The sequence below is a fragment of the Synergistes jonesii genome (genome assembly GCF_000712295.1).
Lineage (GTDB): Bacteria > Synergistota > Synergistia > Synergistales > Synergistaceae > Synergistes > Synergistes jonesii.
Genome location: NZ_JMKI01000006.1, coordinates 46,946 through 66,677, shown reverse-complemented (window position 1 = coordinate 66,677; position 19,732 = coordinate 46,946). Strand labels below are relative to the sequence as shown.

Here is a 19,732-nt window from a genome sequence, read left to right as displayed (position 1 = left end):
ACGAACACCTCCCGTGCATAGTCGCACCGAAATATAATAACAGCGGAGGGCGACGCTGTCAATAAACAGCGCGCCCTCCGCTGTAGTTTTTTTCGGCTGAATTTTTATTTGTCGAACGAGGGCTCCGGAATTTCTTCTTCGCCGACGGCGTTTTCGTTTTCTTCCGTTATCTCGACCTTGCGGTGGCGTTCGATGCCCGTGCCGGCAGGGATGAGAAGCCCGATTATGACGTTCTCCTTAAGCCCGGCCAACGTGTCGACGTCTCCGCGCACCGCGGCCGCCGCAAGCACCTGGGCGGTCTGCTGGAACGATGCCGCCGACAGGAAGCTGTCCGTAGCGAGCGCGGCTTTAGTTACGCCGTGGACGACGGGGCGCCACTGCGGCTCCTCAAGCAGGCGCCGAACGAACGTGACCCGCTGCAAGAGCTTTCTATATTCAGAAGCCGCCGACTTGGAACGCATCGTAACGCTCTCGGGCGACGCGGCCGCAATCTTTTCTATAACGTCGTTAGTGATTTCCCGCGGAGCCGTGACGGCGGCCTCTCCTTTCGCATCAGCGACCGGCGAGAGAAGAATCTTACCGAGAGCCTTTTCCTGCAGCAGGAGCCTGATGAGGCTTTCCTTCGTTATGATCTTGTCTCCGTCACATTCCACTCCCGAAATGCTTTCGTCGACTATGCCGTTCATCACGGACGCGTCGATGAATTTTGGAATGCTTTCCATGACTTCTCCATCGGCGTTGACGGCCTGCTTGATCGTCTTGCCGAAGAAGTGCTGCAGCAGCACCTGGCGCACGCCCTCTGTAACGTCGAGGACGTCGGGATTCTTCCAGAGCTTTATCTGCGCTACGCCGTGCCCCTTAAGAAGCGAGACGGCCTTGTCGTCGAGCGGCGCGTCCGCGTCGATTATTACGCTTCCGTCCGCTTCGACCGCGTTTGCAAACCACGCTCTGTTCTTGCAGCTGATGAGAGTGTTCATATCGAAGACGCATATCGGCTGCGGCGCGCAGGAAGCTATCGCCGAAAGCTCCGCTGAAGTAAGCCTCGTGCCCGCCTTAACGAGCGGTGCGGCATCCGCTTTTCCTTCTGAGTCGCCTCTCTTCGCCGGCGTGAAATCTTCGACGAGTTCGAAGCCCTCTATCGAACGCTTGAAGTTCGCGTCGCCGATAAACACACGCACAGAGCCCGATTTGTTCTTCGCGGTGAGCTCCGTGGCCATACTCCCGGCCTGAAGGAAGGATGCGACCTCGTCGTTCGAATAGGGTATCTCCCTTTCGCCCCCTGCCGCGCCGGGCGCAATGCCCTCGCCGGCCACGTCGGTGACTTCGTAGTCGCCGAGAAACGCTAGCGACACTCCGAGGGAGGCTGCGTTTTCGCCGCGAATTTCTTGCACGTTCTTCTCGAGGTCTTCCTTCCAGACGAGCTCGCCGGATACGAACGGGCTGTCGCCCTCTTTGACGACGCGCACTCGGTTGACCGGAGCGACCTTGCGCAGAATCGTCTCGATGTGCTTGTCGTTTATCGAAACGCCCTGCGAGCGGTAAACCTCCTGTATCCCGTCGAGGAGGTAATGCTGCACCGCCTCGAGTCCCTCCACCTCGATCAGCTGCTGCGGATCGATGTAGCCTTCCGTCAGTATCTGCCCCTTCTTTATCTGAACGCCCTCTTCGATTCCCGAAAGAAGGTTCTGCGACGCCGGTATATTGTAGGATATACGCTCTTCGGCACCGTCTTCGCCCTCTTTCGCGATGATTATCTTGCGCTTGCCGTCCATCTCGCGCAGCTCGACGATCGTGCCGGTTTCCTCGGCGAGTATCGCGACTTTCTTCGGGCGGCGCACTTCAAAGAGCTGCTCGATGCGCGGAAGACCCTGCGTGATATCTTCGCCGGTGAACTGACGTACGCCTCCGGTGTGGAAGGTACGCATCGTAAGCTGGGTGCCGGGCTCGCCTATCGACTGAGCCGCGACTACCCCGACCGACTCGCCGATCGCTATCCTCTTGCGCGTCGCAAGGTCGCGGCCATAGCACGCACGACAGATGCCGTGACGCAAGCCGCAGGTCAGCGGGCTGCGGACCTTGACGGATTTTATCTCTCCTGCGTCGTACAGCGATTCGATGTACGACGCCTTGTCCGCGTCTATCTCTTCGTTCCTCTCAAGCAGAACGCCGCCGCTGCGCGGGTCCTTCACGTCCTCGAGGCTTACCCTGCCCGTGAGGCGCTCGGACATAGAGATCGTGGCCCGGCCATCCTGCTGGAGTAGCGGGCGGATCTCGATGCCTGCGTGCGTGCCGCAGTCCTCTTCCATGACGATCAGGTCCTGGGCGACGTCTACGAGGCGGCGCGTCAGATAGCCGGATTTCGCGGTACGGAGGGCCGTGTCGGCGAGCCCTTTTCTTGCTCCGTGCGTTGAAATGAAGTACTCCAGCGTATTGAGGCCTTCCTTGAAATTGGCGATGATAGGATAACGGATGATGCGCCCCGAGGGATCTGCCATCAGCCCGCGTATACCCGCCATCTGGGCGACCTGTCCGCGGGAGCCGCGGGCTCCGGAGTCGACCATTATGCGCAGCGCGTTGTCCACCGCGAGGCCGTCCATGATCTTGTCGGCGATGCGGCGTCCGGCGTCCGACCAGAGGATGTCCTTCTGGCGCATATATTCATCTTCCGTCAGGATGCCCATCTCGTATTGGCCCGTCAGGTCTTCTTCCTGAACGAGCGTGATGCCGAGTATCTCCTTCTTCTCCGGCGGGACTACTATATCGCCGACGCCGAGGCTGATCCCGCTGATCGTAGACCAGCGGTAGCCGAGGGCCTTTATCGCGTCGAGCATATCGACCATGCCCGTCTGTCCGACCCTGTCGTAGGCGTCGTCGAGCAGCTTGCCCATTTCCTTCTTATTTATAAGCTCGTTTTTATAGCGGAAGCTCGGATGCAGCGCGCAGTTGAAGAGCACGCGCCCCGGGCAGGTCTCGATCCACTTGCCGTCGATCGCGTCGCATTTCCACGCCGGATCTTTCTTAAGGTATATCTTGGAGTTGACGTGGACGAGCTCGTGGTCGAGCGCCGAAAGGACATCGTCCATATCGCGGAAGCGCAGCCCCTCGCCCTTGCAGCCCTCCATCACGTTCGTCAGGTAGTAGACGCCGAGTATGATATCTTGAGTGGGGGTGACTACGGGCTTTCCGCTCGCGGGGGAGAGCAGGTTGTTCGATGAAAGCATCAGAACGCGCGCTTCCGTCTGCGCTTCGAGCGACAGCGGTACGTGTATGGCCATCTGGTCTCCATCGAAGTCGGCGTTGAAGGCGGTGCAAACGAGCGGATGCAGGCGTATCGCCTTGCCTTCTATGAGCACCGGCTCAAAGGCCTGAATGCCCAAGCGGTGCAGAGTAGGCGCGCGGTTCAGCATGACGGGATGGTCCTTTATTATCTCCTCGAGTATCCCCCATACTTCGTCGCGCCCGCGCTCTATGAAGCGGCGCGCGCTCTTCACGTTCGGCGCAAGTCCGCTCTCGACGAGCTTGTGCATGACGAAGGGCTTGAAGAGCTCAAGCGCCATCTGCTTCGGGACGCCGCACTGGTATATCTTGAGGTGCGGCCCGATGACGATGACGGAACGCCCCGAGTAGTCGACGCGCTTGCCGAGCAGATTCTGGCGGAAGCGTCCTTTTTTACCGCGCAGGAGGTCGGTGAGGCTCTTCAGCGGCCTATTGCCGGCTCCGAGCACGGCCTTGCCGCGGCGTCCGTTGTCTATTAGGGCGTCTACGGATTCCTGCAGCATCCTCTTCTCGTTGCGGATGATAATTTCCGGCGCCTTCAACTCCTGCAACTTGCGCAGGCGGTTGTTGCGGTTTATCACGCGGCGGTAAAGGTCGTTGAGGTCGGATGTGGCGAAGCGTCCGCCGTCAAGCTGCACCATCGGGCGAAGGTCGGGCGGGATGACAGGCAGGACCGAAAGCACCATCCATTCGGGGCGCGAATCGCTCTTGCGGAAATCCTCCGCGACCTGGAGGCGCTTGACTAATTTGCGCTTTTTCTGTCCTGAGCTCTCAGCTATCTCCTCGCGCAGCGATTCGACGAGCGTGTCGATGTTTATCTGGCAAAGCAGCGCATAGACGCCTTCCGCTCCGATTCCTGCGTGGAATTCCTTATCGTACGCCGCGCATATCTGAGCCTCGCGCTCGAGCACGATGTCGCCCCGCGCGAAGGGAGAGGCTCCGCCGTCTATTACTATATAGCAAGGATCCTCTATCATATCTACTTCTTCGACGGTCTGCATGCGCTTCGGGAACTTCTGCGACCAGAGCTCTTCCTCGCCCTTCGAGATGACGTCGTTCTTTTTAAAAGGGAGCGGCTTCACGCTCGTTATAATGTAGGCTTCCTGGTTGTTTATAACGGCGCGCCTGCATTCGGCGTCGGGATTCTGTTTCAGCTTCGCGTTCTTTTCGCTCTCCGAGACTATCTTAGCCTCGTCGGCTTCGGACGCCCCCTCCTCTGTAATGCGGTAAGCCGGCTCGGCTTCGAATAAGCCGTCACCGTAGTCGTTCTTTAGGCGCGAGAACTGCTGGGAGGTTATGATATCTCCCTCCTGCACCGGCACCTCGTCGGCCTTGACGATGCGGAAAGCCTCTTCGGCCTTGAACTTGTCCGGGTCGTAGAAGCGGTGGATGCGCTCCTCCGAGGACGTCAGCAGCACGCCTTTGCGCACCATGTCGAACCTGCGGCCGTCGTTCACGGCCTTATACACCCTTTCGCGGCGGCGGGTGGGCGCGAAGTAGACGACCTTTTCAAGGTCCTTCGTCGACGCGCCGAGCAGCAGGCTGAGACGGCTCGGGATGCCGCGCAGATACCATATATGCACGACCGGCGCAGCGAGCTCTATATGCCCCATCCTCTCGCGGCGGACGCGGTTGTCGGTGACCTCGACTCCGCAGCGCTCGCACACCACGCCGCGGAACTTCGGACCGCTGCGCTTATATTTGCCGCAGGCGCACTCGTAGCTCCTGATCGGCCCGAATATGCGTTCGCAGAAAAGACCGTCCTTCTCCGGGCGGAGCGACCTGTAATTTATAGTCTCCGGCTTTTTGACTTCTCCGCTTGAAAGCTCTCTGACCCTTTCCGGAGAAGAGAGCTTCATCCTTACGCCGGCAATTTCATGTGCAGTATTCGCCATCAATTATTCATCCCCCTGATCATCGCTCTTCGGCTCGTTCTCAAAGAGATCGTCGCTCAGCATAGCGGCATCCCGCTCTTCGTCCGTCTCGTGCAGCTCGAGGCCGCTGTATTCGACCGAGCCCTCGCGGAAGAGGTCGTCGGCCTCCGCCGGCTTCTGTCCGCCGCCGTTGCTGAAGTCGGCGTCAAGGTCGTCGACCGTCGAATCCGGCTTGAAGGAGAGGTGGCGCTGCCCCTTCTCGTCGTCGTCGTCGTTCAGGACGAGCTCGCCGAAGGTGCCGTCGGCGTACTTGATCTCCACGTCGAGCGCCAGTCCCTGCAGCTCCTTGATGAGGACACGGAATGATTCCGGTACGCCGGGCTTCGCGAGGTTTTCGCCCTTCACTATGCGCTCGTAGGTCTTCAAGCGTCCCCTGATGTCGTCCGACTTAACGGTCAGCATCTCCTGGAGCATATGGGCCGCGCCGTAGCCTTCGAGGGCCCAGACTTCCATCTCTCCGAAGCGCTGGCCGCCGAACTGCGTCTTTCCTCCAAGAGGCTGCTGCGTGATGAGGCTGTACGGCCCTATCGAACGCGCGTGAATCTTGTCGTCGACAAGGTGTATCAGCTTGAGCATGTACATGACGCCCACCATGACCTTGTTCGCCATAGGCTCGCCCGTGCGGCCGTCGTAAACGGTGATCTTGCAGTCGTCGCGCATCTCGGGATATTTGGTCTCCTGAATCCATTTGATGTCCGGCGTTATATCCTCGGCGGTCGCTGAATCGAATACAGGCGTTACGACCTTGTATCCTCTCTGCATAGCGACGAAGCCGAGCACCGTCTCAAGGACCTGCCCGAGATTCATCCGGCTGGGGACGCCCAGCGGGTTGAGGACGACGTCGACCGGCGTTCCGTCCGAAAGGAAGGGCATATCCTCCTCCGCCATTATGCGGGAGACGACGCCCTTGTTTCCGTGGCGTCCCGCCATTTTGTCGCCTTCGGTGATCTTGCGGAACTGGGCGACGTATACCTTTACCACTTCGTTCACGCCGGGGCTTAAGTCCTCACTGTTGGTCTTGCGGCTGAGACGCTTTATCTCGACCACCGTCCCGCCTTCGCCGTGCGGCACGCGCAGCGAAGTGTCGCGCACCTCGCGCGCCTTCTCGCCAAATATCGCGCGCAGCAGCCTTTCTTCCGGAGACTGATCGGACTCGCCCTTAGGCGTGACCTTTCCGACCAAGATGTCGCCGGCCTTGACCTCTGCGCCGACGCGGACGATCCCGTCGTCGTCGAGCTGCTTCAGCGCGTCTTCGCCGACGTTCGGTATATCGCGGGAAATTTCCTCGGGGCCGAGCTTCGTGTCGCGCGACTCGACCTCATATTCTTCTATATGTATCGACGTGTAGAAATCTTCTTTTACGAGCCTCTGCGAAAGCAGTATAGCGTCTTCGAAGTTGTAGCCCTCCCACGAGACGAACGCCACGAGGACGTTGCGCCCGAGCGCGAGCTCGCCTTCATTGCACGCCTGTCCGTCGCCTATGATCTCGCCCGCGTCGACGTGCTGCCCGGTGCGTACGATCGGGCGCTGGTGTATGACGGTCCCCTGGTTGGAACGCCTGAACTTCGGCATACGGTATTCGTCGCGCGCGCCGTCCTCGGCGTCGATGACGATGCTGTCCGCATCGACGTAGGCCACGGTGCCACCGCTGCGCGAAACGACGCAGGAGCCCGAGTCCTTCGCGATGCGGTGCTCTATGCCCGTGCCCACGATCGGCGAGTCTGGGAAGACGAGCGGGACGGCCTGACGCTGCATGTTGGAGCCCATGAGCGCGCGGTTCGCGTCGTCGTGTTCGAGGAAGGGGATGAGCGCCGTCGAGATCGAAACGATCTGCTTCGGCGATATGTCGAGGTAATCCAGATCCTTCGGATCGATCTCTATCGTGTTGTCCTGGTGGCGGACATAGATGCCGCCCGTCGCGGACGGAAGCACGTTGCCCTCACCGTCCATCGGCAGATCGGCGCGCCCGACGTAGTATTCGTCCTCTTCGTCGGCGGATAGGTAGACTATCTCGTCCGTCGCCTTGCCGTTCACGACCTTTCTGCGCGGGCAGACGAGGAATCCGTACTCGTTGATGCGCGCGAAGGATGCGAGCGACGTTACGAGCCCTATGTTGGGGCCTTCGGGCGTTTCGATCGGACAGACGCGGCCGTAGTGCGTATGGTGCACGTCGCGCGCTTCAAACCCCGCGCGCTCGCGGGATAGGCCGCCCGGGCCGAGCGCGGAGAGGCGGCGCCTGTGCGTGAGCTCGGCGAGCGGGTTCGTCTGGTCCATGAACTGCGAAAGCTGCCCCGAGCCGAAGAACTCGCGCAGAGCCGCAGATATCGGGCGCACGTTGATAAGGTCCTTCGCCATAGCGGTCGAAAGATCCTGCGTCGTCGTCATGCGCTCGCGCGCGATGCGCTCCATGCGCAGCAGCCCGATGCGCACCTGATTTTGCAGCAACTCGCCTACCGCGCGGACACGGCGGTTGCCGAGGTGGTCTATGTCGTCTATATGCTCGTTGCCGTCGCGAAGGCGGATAAGCCCCTTTATTATCGCGACTATGTCCGTTACCGTGAGCAGGCGCTCGGACTGCGCTATGTCGAGCTGCAGGCGGCGGTTGATCTTATAGCGGCCGACGCGCCCAAGGTTGTATCTGCGCGGGTCGAGGAAAATGCTTTCGAAATATTCGTTCGCGTTCTCCATACGCGCCGGTTCGTTCGGCTTCAGCTTGCGGAATATCTCAAGGCGCGCCGTCTCGGCGGAATCGGTCTTGTCGCCTTCTACCGTCGCAGCTATCGCCGGGTCTATGTTCCACATGCGGACCTTTGTGCGCCCCTGATTCCAGAGCTCTTCCATATGCTCCTTAGTGAGGCGCGTATTCCTGCGTATGCGTATAGCGTTCGAGCCGTCGTTAGCTGCGACGTCCTCGGCTATCAGCATACCGGTCACGTCGTCGTCGATCAGATCCATCTCCTCTTCCCTGCCGTCGAAGAGGGAGATGATCTCGTCGGTAGAGCGCACTCCGAACGCCCGGAGCATCATCGTCACGGGAATCTTTTTGCGGTTGTCTATCTTTACGGATACGACGTTCCCAGGAGCCAGGTCGAATTCTATCCACGCGCCGCGGTCCGGTATGAGCTTCGCGAGGAAGCTCTCCTGGCCGGGGATGCCAAGGTCGGCGCTGTAGTAGACGCCTGCCGAGCGCGCCAGCTGGTTCACGACGACGCGCTCCGTCCCGTTGATTATAAAGGTCCCCCTCTCCGTCATTGCGGGGAAATCGCCGAGATAGATTTCTTCTTCCTTAATTTCGCCGGTCGTTTTATTGATCAGGCGGATCGTCGCACGAAGCGGTCTCGACCATGTAAGGTCCCTGCTGCGTGCCTCATCCAGGCTGACCTGAACGGAATCGACGTAATATTTTACAAATTCGAGGACGAACTTGCCGTCGAAGCTCTCGATAGGGAAAACTTCGTCGAAAAGCTCCTGCAACCCCTGTGATTCGCGGCTGGCGGGTTCTCTGTCAGCCTGAAAAAACCACTGGTAAGAGTTGCGCTGCACCTCTACCAGGTCCGGCAGCGCGATAAGATTTTTCTCTCTGCCAAAAACCCTGCGCCGCTCAAATGCCTTGCCCGAAGTCTCTTTTACGTGCACGGGAGCAACCTCCCCAGTTGAGAATTAATAAAATTGTACAGTCGTACAAATGGACATTATAGCAAAAAAGCGACAACTGTCAATAGACAGACATCGCCTGTTTTCAACTTATAGGGATATTCGTTTGACGCGGTAGCCCGCTGTCTTTATTATGTACCACAACGCCGGCTTTTGTCAAGCAATTTGGATCCGTATCAGCTATACGCTCAAAAGATAAATGGCGGGCGCGCTGAAAATTTTTTGCCGCGTCCGGCGGGCGCTTTTATTTTTCCTGGGCGCCCTCCTTCTCGGCGCGGGCTTCTTCGGCCTCCTTCAGCATCCTCTTGTATATCGCCGAGCAGTAGACCGCGCCGAGCGGATTGTGCGCGAGCACGCGGTCCTTAGCGGCGAGCGGGACGACGGGCGCTTGCGAGTGCTTTATGAAAATCGCGTCGTGCCCCACGCAGAGGCCGAGCAGAAGATTCAGCTCCGTACCGGCTTTGTTTAGCATCTCCGCCTGCTCTATCGGGTTGCAGGAAATTTTCCCGACTTTATCGCTTTCCATCGCACCCATCTCGCTCTTGGGGACGCCACAGACTTTGCAGTTCACGGATTCGATCTCAAAATAATTTTCCAGGATATGGGCTATCTTCGACGCTTCTTCGGCCAGGCCGGAGCAGAAGGACAGCCCAAGCTTTTTATAGCCCATTTTCTGCGAGAAAAGGATTATCTCCTCTATCCGGTTGACTTCTCCGTAGTATTCCGCCTCGACCTCAGAAGCCGCGCGCATCATGCGACGGTCCTCGGCGTCGGCGTAGAGCGCCGCCGCGTCGCACGACGAACAAGCGTTGCCTTCGCGGCACGGCTTTTTGGCGCATAGATCGCATCTCATTATTTTTCCTCCCTCTCGTACTCTTTCATGTCCTCAGGCAGCGGCGCGAGCACGCTCAGCCCGCGAAGCTTCTCGGGCAGGTCGGCGTCGTCGGGGAAAATCAACTCTCTGGCGTGAAGCAGAGGGCGCCGCGCGCCGCGTCCGCTTCCGTATTTCGAGTCGCCGACGACGGGGTGCCCGATCGACGCCAGGTGTACGCGCGCCTGATGAGGCCGTCCCGTGACCAGCAACAGCTCGACGAGGCTCTTCGTCTCGTACTCCGCAAGACGTCTATAAAGGGTGATCGCCTCTTGCCCCTCTTTGTCCGGGCTCACGCGATTCGCCGCGGCGTCCTTTTTCAACGGAACGTCGATGCGCCCCAGCTCTTCGGTCAGACCTTCGACGACGGCGTGGTATACCTTTTTTATTTTCCGCTTCCTTATCAGCTCCGCCAGGCGGCGCTGCGCGGCGCCTGCGAGCGCGATGATCACGGCGCCGCTGGTGTTCCGGTCGAGGCGCTGGAGCGCGGCGGGGCGGTAGTCGGAGCGCTCCCAGCCGAGCTCCGCCAAGGCGCGCGAGACGAGGGAGTCCCCCCCCTTCTCGTCGGGCTGCACGAGCAGGCCGGCCGGTTTATTGACTATCCAGAGGAAATCGTCTTTATAGAGGGTGTCGAGCGGCGGGAATTTTTTTTGCGCTTTTCGCAGCTTTTCGGCCGACGCCTCCTCGCGCCTCTCCCACGGCACGTAAAGGGTCTGCCCCTCTGCTAGGCGCGCGTCGGGCCTCGTTTTTCTGCCGTCGAGCCGCACGTCGCCGGTGCGTATCGCCCTCATGATCACACCGAGCGGGACCTCCCGCCACTTGGTGCGCAGCAGGCGGTCGACGCGGCGGCCATCGTTGTCGGCCGAAATCTTAAATTCCGCTCCCATTTATTATTTTTTCCAGAAGCGGCGCTGCGCCGAGCTGTTCCACGGAGAGATCGGCTGCTCGTCGGTCAGATTTTTCACCGAATCGTTCCAGCAGAAAATTTTGAAGTCGAGCTCGTCGGCCGAGGAGACGATAAGGGCCTCCGGCGTCGCGGGAACGACCGGCGAGCCGTATTCGCGCAGGCCGTGGTGCGAGAGTATGATATGTCCGAGATGCACCCTCGTCTTTTCGCCGAGGCCGTGTTTCTCCGCAAGCTCGCAGAATCTCGCGTAGCCTTGCGCGACGTGGTCGAGCAGAGCGCCTTCGACGGTCATGTTCGGCACGGTCGTCATGCTGTAAGAGTCGAGCTTGCCTATATCGTGAAGCAGCGCTCCGGCGACGACGATGTCGACGTCGACGTCGTAGCCGGAATCCCTCATCCGCTCCGCCATCGACTTGGCGCATGCGGCGACTGAAAGGGTGTGTTCGAGCAAGCCGTTCGCGTAAGCGTGGTGGTGGCTCACCGCGGCCGGCCAGTCGCGGAATTTATGCAGGAATTCGCCGGCGAACACTTTTCTGACGAATTCGCCGGCCTCGCCGCCGCAGCCGGACGCAAGCACATTGAAGCGCTCCGACAGCTCATCTATGGAAATCGGCGAGTGAGGCAGATAGCCCGAAGGCGGAAATTTTTCTTGATTGAGCAGCGTGATTTTGCCGAAGCTGTACTGAAGCTGCCCACGGAAGTCAGAGACCTTCCCGTTGACGCCGATCGTCTTCCCCACGAGGGCGGAAATTTTTTCGGGCGGCAGATGGTCGTCGTCGCTCGCCGGAGCCGCCTGGGATTTATCGAGCCACTGCGCGTCCGACCACACCTTCGCTTCGAGGCTCCCGAAGGAATCCGCGACGCTCACGTCGTAATAGGGCTTCCCGTTTTTATCGCTCTTCTGCGAGACCGCGCTCATCACAAAAAACGCTTTGTAGGCGCTTCCCGCCGGCAACTTTCTTATCTCCTGGCTGTTTATAACGATGTTCTCCGCCATGCAAAAACTTCCTTCCGTCGGTACAGTTTTCATATGGGATTATAATATCATCTTTTCAACGTTGCCGTAAAAATTTTTGCCGCGCGAAGGACGCGCGGCGGCGCACAGCGACTTTGCAAAAAAATTTTTCGAATAACAGGCGCTTCGACCTTCCGGCGTTTTGAACAGGGGCTAACGCGCTGCGGACAATTAAAACATCAGCGGTCCGTACATATATTTTTTTGCGGAGCGTGTATAATACGGTTAAAGCAATTCATCTGGAGGGATTTTAATGAGCACAGTAAATTGGGACGCAAGATTTTCGGATATAGCGCTGAATGTGAAGCCGTCGCCGATCCGCGCGCTTCTCAAGTACACAAAAACGCCCGGCGTCATCTCCTTCGCCGGCGGGAACCCGGATCCCGCGGTGTTTCCCGTCGCCGAATTCTCCGAGGCGGCTCAGATTCTGAAGCGCGAAGGCAGGGACGTGCTGCAGTACGGCGCCACCCAAGGTTACGACCCGCTCAAGCAGTACATCTCGAAGTGGATGGCCGCGCGCATGGGACGCGAGACGAAGCTGGACGAAATGCTCATCACCACCGGCTCGCAGGAGGGCATGGACCTTCTCTGCTCCGTTCTGCTCAACGACGGCGACACGATCGTCGTCGAGGGGCCGACCTACCCGGGCGCGCTGCACGCAATGCGCAACCGCGGCGCAAGATTCCTCTCCGTCCCCTGCGACAAAGACGGCCTCTGCGTCGACCAGCTGCCCGGAATAATCGAAGAGGGACGCAGGAACGGACATAAAATCAAATTCATCTACACGATAGTCAACTTTCAGAACCCGTCGGGCGCCACGCTCTCGACGGAGCGCCGCGCGAAACTGCTGGAGATCGCGGGAAAATACGACCTCATCGTCTTCGAGGACGACCCTTACGGACATCTCCGCTACAGCGGCGAGCAGAAGCCGACGATATTCTCGATGGACAAGGGCGGCCGCGTCGTCTACGCCTGCTCCTTCTCTAAGATACTCGCCCCCGGTACGCGCGTCGCGTGGATAGTCGGCGCGCCCGAGATCATCCAGAAGATGGTCATGATCAAGCAGGGCACGAACCTCTGCACGAGCGTTGTGGCCCAGGCCCTCGTCTACGAGTACTGCCGCCTCGGGCACTTAGACGGCTTCCTGCCGAAGATCGTCGCCCACTACGCGAAGAAGCGCGACGCGATGGACAAGGCCTTCAAGAAATACCTGCCGTCGAATACGATCTATCACACGCCGGACGGCGGCTTCTTCTTCTGGCTCCAGGTGCCCGGCGTAGACTCAACGAAACTCTTCATGAAGGCGATAGAAAAGGGCGTCGCCTTCGTAACCGGCCCCTCCTTCTATCCGGAAGCCGGCAAGGGCGCCGACTACATGCGCACCTGCTTCACCTTCTGTCAGCCGGACGAAATCGACGAGGGCGCGAAGAGGCTCGCGGCGGCGATCAAAGAGCTGTAAAGCTGCGATTTCTGCGCGCTATTCGGCCGGAGGCGAAAGCTCCGGCCTTTTTTATTTACAGCGCCGACGCCGGATGTTAGACTTTCATATGGAGCGGGAGGCGGGACAAATGTCTGAAGAGATAATCACGGCGGCGGCCACCGCGTGGGGATACGGGGGCATAGCGATCGTCCGGCTCTCAGGCGAGGGCTGCGTCGCGGCGGCGGACAAAATTTACACTTCGAAAACGCATAAAAAACTCTCGGAGGAGCCGGCGCGCTATATGGCGCTCGGCACGCTGCGCGCGCCGAACGGCGAGCCCTTCGACGAAGTCCTGGCGGTGCGCTTCGAACGCGGGAAGAGCTACACCGGCGAGGAGGCTGCCGAGCTGCACTGCCACGGCGGCTTGGCCGCGGCGCAGCGCTGCGTCGCGGAGCTGTGCAGGAACGGCGCGCGCCTCGCGCTGCCCGGCGAATTCACCCGCCGCGCTTTCGTAAACGGCCGCATAGACTTAGCGCAGGCGGAGGCCGTCGCCGGCATAATAAAGGCGCAAAGCGACGAGGCCCTTTCCGCGTCTGCGCGCGCGCTGCAGGGAGAGTTCACCGCGGAGATAAAAAAGCTGACGGCGCGGTTGACCGAGCTCTACGCCGCGCTCGAAGTCGATCTGGACTTCCCCGAGGAGGGGGAGGGCTTCCTCGCGAAGGAGGAAAGCGCCGCGAGGCTTGAAGAGCTCTCTCGCGAGTGCGCGGAGCTCTGCTCGCGCTGCCGCTGCGGGATGCTGCTGCGCGACGGCCTTCGCGCGGCGATAATCGGCGCACCGAACGTCGGCAAGTCTTCTCTGCTGAACGCGCTGCTCGCACGTGAGCGGGCAATCGTGACGGCCGTCCCGGGCACGACGCGCGACAGCATAGAAGAGACATTCATATGCGGCGGCCTGCCGGTGCGGATAATCGACACGGCCGGCATACGCGACACGGAAGACGAAGTCGAGGCGATAGGGGTCGGCCGCTCGCTGAGGTCGATGGAAGAGGCAGACATCGTCCTGCGCGTGCTCGACGGCGCGGAAGAAGAGGGCGCGGCCGTTTTGCCGCGGACCGACAAGCCTCAGATAATAGTCATAAACAAGAGCGACCTGCCGCAGAGAATCACGAAGGAGGAGGCGGAGGCGCACTTTCCCGGCTCGGCGGTGCTTTGCGTCTCGGCAAAAGAGGGCGGCGGCATAGCCGAATTGAAGGAACTCATATTGCAGACGGCCGCGGCGGGCTGCGACGTATCTCAGAGCTACTCCGTCAGCGCAAGGCAGCTCGAATGCCTTGCGCGCGCGAAAGAGGCGGTGGACGCGGCGGCGGAAGCGCTTAAGTCGGCGGCGGGAGAGGACGCCGCGCTCTCCTGCGTTTCAGAGGGAGCGGCCCAGCTCGCTTCTCTGCTCGGGCTCGACGCCGGGGAGGAGCTGCTCGATAAAATCTTCAGCGCCTTCTGCGTCGGAAAATAGGGCGGCGCCCGGTCAAAGCGGGAAGTTCGTTATCACGAGGTGTTCGGCGCTGCGTTCGTTTCTGCTCCTGACGTTATATCTGTAGCGGCTGCCAAACGACGATATATAAAAGCCTTCTTTATAGAGATCCAGAATAAAATCGGTCCTCTTGATGACGAGCATTATTTTGGCGCGCGCCTCTTTCAGCAGCGACGCGAGCCTCCGCTGGTCGCCGCGCCCGAATTTTCTGCCGCTGTAATCCGAAAAATCCGTGTCGTAGGGAGGGTCTAGGAATATGAAATCATTCTTCGACGGCTCCGCGTCGTCGAGGAAATCTTCGAAATCACAGCACGATATATCGGCGCCGGCTAAGACGTCGGCTGTCCTTTCACTGAACATATTATCTATCTTGGCTCTGAAATTCTTCGCGTTGTACGAGATCCCGCCGTACGGGATGTTGAATTCCCCGCCGGAGTTGTAGCGGAACATCGAACCGTAGCAGTATTCGCGGATAAAGTAAAAATTCGCGGCCCTGTACTGCGCCGACGGGACGGGTGTCTTCCCGAGCTTCATCCCGTTGCAGACGCCGCGGAAGTAGCGGTAAAAACCGCTCATGAAGCCGGTCAGAAGATTCTCCTTCAAATCCTCGGCGGGGAAAGTTTTTTTCGCGTCGTTCGTCGCCGTCCTTTTGATTTTGTCGGCCGCCGACGCCGCGAGCGAGCCCGCGAAAATTTCTTCGTCGAGGACGAGCCCTGCCGCCGCGCCCTTTGCCAGCATTTCGGAAAGGGTGGAGGCGAAGGCGAGCAGCCCGGCATTCAGCGCTTCGCCGTCCAACCGCCGCGACGAAAATTCATCGTACAGCGCGTATATATCCGCATAGCGCTCTGAGCAGATGCGGTAGAGCGAGACAAAGCCTTCGTCGTAGCCCAGCAGCAGCTCGCGAAGCAGCGCGTCGCGCGCCTTGACCAACCCGTAATACTCCATCAGCAGCGGAGAGGCGTCGTTCACGGCCGCGCGCGGCGGCTCGAGAAAAAAGAACATCGCGCCTCCGCCGAAAAAAGGTTCGAAATACCTTTCGAACTTCGGAACGTAATCTTTTACTTTTTCGATCTCGCCGGACTTCCCGCCCGGCCACTTTATCAAAGGTTTCATAAAACCTCTCCCACAACGCCCATCTGCCGACGCGCCGCTGTAAAATTCACATGCCTCGCAGCGCTGTGTTCTGGGCCGTTTCGACGTTTATCGAACGCGAAAAGGCGCGGGATAAAAGCGGCGTACGCACTTAAAACCCTTCGCGCGCCCGCCGCCCTGATCGATTCTATTCCCCTATTTATTAATACGCCTTAGCGAATATCGCCTTTCTCGCGCCCTCTCTGCCGGTGTAGAAGCATTTGCCGCGCTCGCCTTCGTTCTCGAAAGGATAGCATCTCGGCGTGGCGCCCGTCACTTCCTTTATCGCCCTCTCCTCCTCTTTCGAACCGCCGAAGAAGGCCTCTACGAAGCCGCCCTCTTTTTCGAGGATTTCCTTGAACTCTTCAAAGCTTTCGGCCCTATGCGTATTGGCCCTGCGGAATTCGAGCGCGCGGCCGCAGAGATTTTTCTGTATCTCGTCGAGCAGCGCCGGGACCGCCGTCGCCGCGTCGCTCCACGCTATATCTATCCTTCCGCCAGTGTCGCGGCGCACAGCACGGAGCCTTTCCGCGGCGAATTCCTTTTCTCCGAGCTCGAGGCGCAGAGGCACGCCCTTCTGCAGATGCGAGAAGAATCTGTCGCCCGGCCTCATATGGAAATTCGTGTCGATAGTTGTGAAGCGCCCGCCGAGCGACGCGCAGAGCGACGCTTTGAGCTCCGCAGCTTTCGGCATTATCTCTTTTTCAAGCTTCTCGCCGCTCGTAGAGATCGGAACGATGACCGCCTTCTGCGGCGCGATGCGCGGCGGCAACACGAGACCGTCGTTGTCGGAGTGCGTCATGATGATCGCGCCGATGAGACGCGTCGATACGCCCCAGCTCGTCGTGTAGGCGTACTGCATCGAGCCGTCCTTGTCCTGGAACTGTATATCGAAGGCCTTCGCGAAGTTCTGCCCTAGGAAGTGGCTCGTGCCGGCCTGAAGCGCTTTTTTATCGCTCATCATCGTTTCGCAGGTGTAGGTGTTGTCGGCGCCGGGGAAGCGCTCGCCCTCGCTCTTTTCGCCCTTAATTACGGGCAGCGCTAAATCGTCGGTCATCACCTGGCGGTAGACCTCGAGCATGCGGAGCGTCTCTTCGACGGCCTCTTCCTTCGTCGCGTGCGCAGTATGCCCCTCCTGCCAGAGGAATTCCGACGTACGGAGGAAGAGGCGCGGGCGCTTCTCCCAGCGCATCACGTTGCACCATTGGTTGATGAGGATGGGCAGGTCGCGCCACGACTGCACCCATTTACTGTACATGTGGCCGATCACGGTCTCGGAGGTCGGCCGGATGATCAGCGGCTCTTCGAGCTCCTCGCCGCCCGCGTGAGTCACGACCGCGCATTCCGGCGCAAAGCCTTCGACGTGCTCGGCCTCCTTCGAAAGGAAGGACTGTGGGATAAGGAGCGGAAAGGCCGCGTTGACGTGCCCCGTCTCCTTGAACGCGTCGTCAAAATATTTCTGCACCATTTCCCATATCGCGTAGCCCGTCGGGCGCATCACCATGCAGCCGCGCACAGGCGCGTAGTCGGCCATCTCCGCGGCGCGTATGACGTCGAGGTACCACTGCGAGTAATCTTTTTCTTTGGGGGTGATGTTCTTTGCCATTTATATTCCTCCGTCAAATTTTCTCTTCCGCAATTAACAGTTGCGTTGTATTGTACCACTCTTTGAACGTTTTATGCTGCGAAGCGCTCCTTTCTATTTCAATTCGCCTTTTCCGTATCTTTCATGATCCACAGACATCATGTTAAACTGACTTGACTTTTTTAAAAATTAGGATATTATTTTAATATAGTCTAAGGATAAAGTCTTAAATTATCGTAGGAGGGGAAATCATGTCGAACAAATGGAAAGATGAGTTTACCGATCAGCTATGCGACTCTATAGTCGCGATAACCGACAGGGACGAGGCATATCGTTTTCTCGAAGACGTGGCCACATTTTCCGAGATCAAGGCGTTCTCGCAGAGGCTCCAGGTCGCCAACCTGCTGCTAAAGGGTCTTTCCTACCCGCAGATCGTACAGGCGACCGGCGCGAGCACGGCGACGATCAGCAGAGTCAAAAAATTCGTCGAATACGGCTCCGACGGCTACCGCGACGTGCTGCGCAAGCTGAAGGATAAAGAAGAGGCACTGCCGGCGCCGGATAATGCAGCAGCAAAGAAGAAGAAATAAAAAAATATTCCTGCCCTTCGCCCCGCGGGACATTTCCAGGCTCTTGCCCCTGCTGGAGGGCGGGGATATCTTTTTCACGGAAAGGGAAGAAGGAAGCGGCGCGCTTGAGGGCGCGCCCGGCGGCGCTTTCAGCTGCGTGGGGAAATGCGTCGCCGTCGCTTTTACGCTCGAAGCGATCGCGCCCGCCGTCGTCGCCTGTGCAGAAGCTTTGGGCGGCATAGACAGGCTCGTCTTCGCGCCCGGGCTTTCGGCTCACGGGCGTCTGCTGCTCGACCTTTCATATGACGAACTGACGGAGCATACCGCGGCGATAAACGCGCTTTTCGCGCTCTGCGGCTGCGCGCTGCCATATATGCTCGGGCGCGGGGATGCGGAAATAATCATAGCGCTGCCGCACGAAGAGGAAAACTGCATCTCGCGCATTTACCGCGCCGCGACGCGGGCCGCCGCCGAAAGCCTCGGCGAAGAGCTCGTCGGCTGCGGCGTGAACGTCAGATTAATCGGCGCAGGCCTTTAATATTATCGCGTAGGCGGCGAGGTCGTCTACGTTTCTCGGCGGCGTGCGCAGCGACGTCGGTATGAGCTTCATGATACCGCGCGGCCTGTGCAGCCGCCAGTATATTTTCCGCGCGGCGAGCGTCGTCCCGTATTCGTCCACTGTTATATATTCAAGAGGAAAGTTCTTCGTGAACTCTTTCGACGACGTGCCGCCGCCGACATAAATTTTTTCCGCGGTAAGTCCCGCGATATTTTTGATTTCGCCCTCAAGCCCCCACCGATCGAGCGCGCCCCACTCGCCGCTTTTGAACGCCGAGACGAGGACCTCCGCTTTCTCAGAGGGCACTATCGCGGAAAAGAGCAATTCGCCGCCGCCTTCGGCGAAGGCGACGCCCGTCTTCCAGCGCCCAGGGTCAATTCCCGCGATCATCGAAGATACCACGCTCCACGGACTCCCAGCGCGGATACATCCACATCCACTGCTCCGGATGAAGCGCTATCTCCCTGGAGATCACCGCGTTGAGGTCGTCGGCGTCGCTCTGCGTTTCTCTGCCGAAGGGCGCGCCGTTTTTGCCCTTCATCGGCGGATAAAATTTCATTTCGAACGTCACTCCGTCAGGGCGCCTTATGCAGAAGCTGGGTATCACGTCGCAGCCGAGGCGCGCGGCGAGCTTCTCGGGACCCGTCGGCGTGCTAGCGGGAAAGCCAAGGAACGGCGAAACGACGCCGAACTCCTTTGCGTCCTGGTCTATCGGTACAGCTATGACCTCGCCCCTCTTCAGCGCGCCTATCATCGCCTTAAGGTCCTCGGCTTTGCCAAGCGCCTTAGTCCCGCCGGCCTGACGCAGCTCCCTTATCAGCTCTGTGATCCTATCGTCGCGCTGGTCCGCGCCGAGCGCGTTCACCGGCAGCCCCTGATGCGCGAGCCACGCCGCGCCGTACTCCCAGTTGCCAATGTGGGCCGTCGCAAGTATAGCGCCGCGCTTCGACTCCACCGCGTAGCGCACGTATTTGAGCCCGCTGCAAGACACGAGAGAATCGATATTGCCAGCCACAAGGGGCATGCGCGCGAACTCCGCCGCCGCGCTGCCGAAGTGGCGGTACGCGCCTCTAACTATCTCCTCCGCGCGCTCCTGAGAGACGCCGAGAACTTTTTCGCAGCGTGCGCAGGCTTCGCGGAATTTTTTCGGCGTCAGCTTCGCGACTAAAGCGCCGAGCGCGCCGCCCAAGGCCACCGCTTTTTCGTGCGGCAGCGCGCGGACGATCGTCTTGAAGGCGCTGAGCGAATGCCAGATGAGAGGCTGTCCCTTATGCATAATATCC

13 protein-coding genes are annotated in these 19,732 nt (G+C 59.4%); 4 read left to right on the top strand and 9 right to left on the bottom strand.

What is annotated here, in order from left to right; all coding sequences use genetic code 11:
- Positions 1-104: 104 nt before the first annotated feature.
- The 5 genes from rpoC to EH55_RS02295 form a co-directional block, all read right to left on the bottom strand.
- Positions 105-5,135 (bottom strand): DNA-directed RNA polymerase subunit beta', encoded by a 5,031-nt coding sequence (gene rpoC / locus EH55_RS02315; RefSeq protein ID WP_456243240.1) that lies wholly within the window; start codon positions 5,133-5,135, stop codon positions 105-107.
- Positions 5,136-5,174: 39 nt separating this feature from the next.
- Positions 5,175-8,846, bottom strand: a complete 3,672-nt coding sequence (gene rpoB / locus EH55_RS02310) for a DNA-directed RNA polymerase subunit beta (RefSeq protein WP_037974436.1) — start codon at positions 8,844-8,846, stop codon at positions 5,175-5,177.
- Between the two features lie 262 nt (positions 8,847-9,108).
- The gene (locus EH55_RS02305) at positions 9,109-9,717 is read right to left on the bottom strand and encodes a DUF1847 domain-containing protein (protein WP_037974435.1); all 609 of its coding nucleotides are present in this window, start codon (positions 9,715-9,717) and stop codon (positions 9,109-9,111) included.
- Positions 9,717-10,622, bottom strand: a complete 906-nt coding sequence (locus EH55_RS02300) for an RluA family pseudouridine synthase (protein WP_037974434.1) — start codon at positions 10,620-10,622, stop codon at positions 9,717-9,719. Before EH55_RS02300 ends, EH55_RS02305 begins: the two co-directional genes overlap by 1 nt.
- Before the next feature lie 3 nt (positions 10,623-10,625).
- Positions 10,626-11,639 (bottom strand): 3'-5' exoribonuclease YhaM family protein, encoded by a 1,014-nt coding sequence (locus tag EH55_RS02295; protein ID WP_037974433.1) that lies wholly within the window; start codon positions 11,637-11,639, stop codon positions 10,626-10,628.
- Positions 11,640-11,910: 271 nt separating this feature from the next.
- On the opposite strand from EH55_RS02295, the gene EH55_RS02290 reads away from it, so the two are divergent.
- Together EH55_RS02290 and mnmE are read left to right on the top strand one after the other, a co-directional pair.
- On the top strand, positions 11,911-13,116 hold the full coding sequence (locus EH55_RS02290; protein WP_037974432.1) for an aminotransferase-like domain-containing protein: 1,206 nt from the start codon (positions 11,911-11,913) through the stop codon (positions 13,114-13,116).
- A 109-nt stretch (positions 13,117-13,225) separates the two neighbouring features.
- Positions 13,226-14,587 carry a tRNA uridine-5-carboxymethylaminomethyl(34) synthesis GTPase MnmE gene (gene mnmE / locus EH55_RS02285; protein WP_037974431.1) on the top strand — a complete coding sequence of 454 codons (1,362 nt, stop codon included), beginning with the start codon at positions 13,226-13,228 and terminating at the stop codon, positions 14,585-14,587.
- A 12-nt stretch (positions 14,588-14,599) separates the two neighbouring features.
- On the opposite strand, the gene EH55_RS02280 is transcribed toward mnmE, so the two are convergent.
- Complete coding sequence (locus tag EH55_RS02280) at positions 14,600-15,718, bottom strand: DNA adenine methylase (RefSeq protein WP_037974430.1); 1,119 nt, start codon at positions 15,716-15,718, stop codon at positions 14,600-14,602.
- Positions 15,719-15,899: 181 nt separating this feature from the next.
- On the bottom strand, positions 15,900-17,342 hold the full coding sequence (gene proS, locus EH55_RS02275) for a proline--tRNA ligase (RefSeq protein ID WP_037974429.1): 1,443 nt from the start codon (positions 17,340-17,342) through the stop codon (positions 15,900-15,902).
- Between the two features lie 230 nt (positions 17,343-17,572).
- Between proS and EH55_RS02270 the strand changes: the two genes are divergently transcribed.
- Together EH55_RS02270 and EH55_RS02265 are read left to right on the top strand one after the other, a co-directional pair.
- Positions 17,573-17,911, top strand: a complete 339-nt coding sequence (locus EH55_RS02270; RefSeq protein WP_051682562.1) for a YerC/YecD family TrpR-related protein — start codon at positions 17,573-17,575, stop codon at positions 17,909-17,911.
- Entirely contained in the window at positions 17,886-18,428 is a 543-nt protein-coding gene (locus tag EH55_RS02265) for an SDR family oxidoreductase (RefSeq protein WP_037974428.1), read from the top strand. The genes EH55_RS02270 and EH55_RS02265 overlap by 26 nt, the downstream gene beginning before the upstream one ends.
- Here the strand turns inward: EH55_RS02265 and EH55_RS02260 are convergent.
- Both EH55_RS02260 and EH55_RS02255 read right to left on the bottom strand, forming a co-directional pair.
- The gene (locus tag EH55_RS02260; RefSeq protein ID WP_037974427.1) at positions 18,408-18,839 is read right to left on the bottom strand and encodes a RuvC family protein; all 432 of its coding nucleotides are present in this window, start codon (positions 18,837-18,839) and stop codon (positions 18,408-18,410) included. The two genes, EH55_RS02265 and EH55_RS02260, sit on opposite strands and share 21 nt — an antisense overlap.
- The gene (locus EH55_RS02255) at positions 18,823-19,725 is read right to left on the bottom strand and encodes a lysophospholipid acyltransferase family protein (protein WP_037974426.1); all 903 of its coding nucleotides are present in this window, start codon (positions 19,723-19,725) and stop codon (positions 18,823-18,825) included. Before EH55_RS02255 ends, EH55_RS02260 begins: the two co-directional genes overlap by 17 nt.
- Positions 19,726-19,732: the final 7 nt, after the last annotated feature.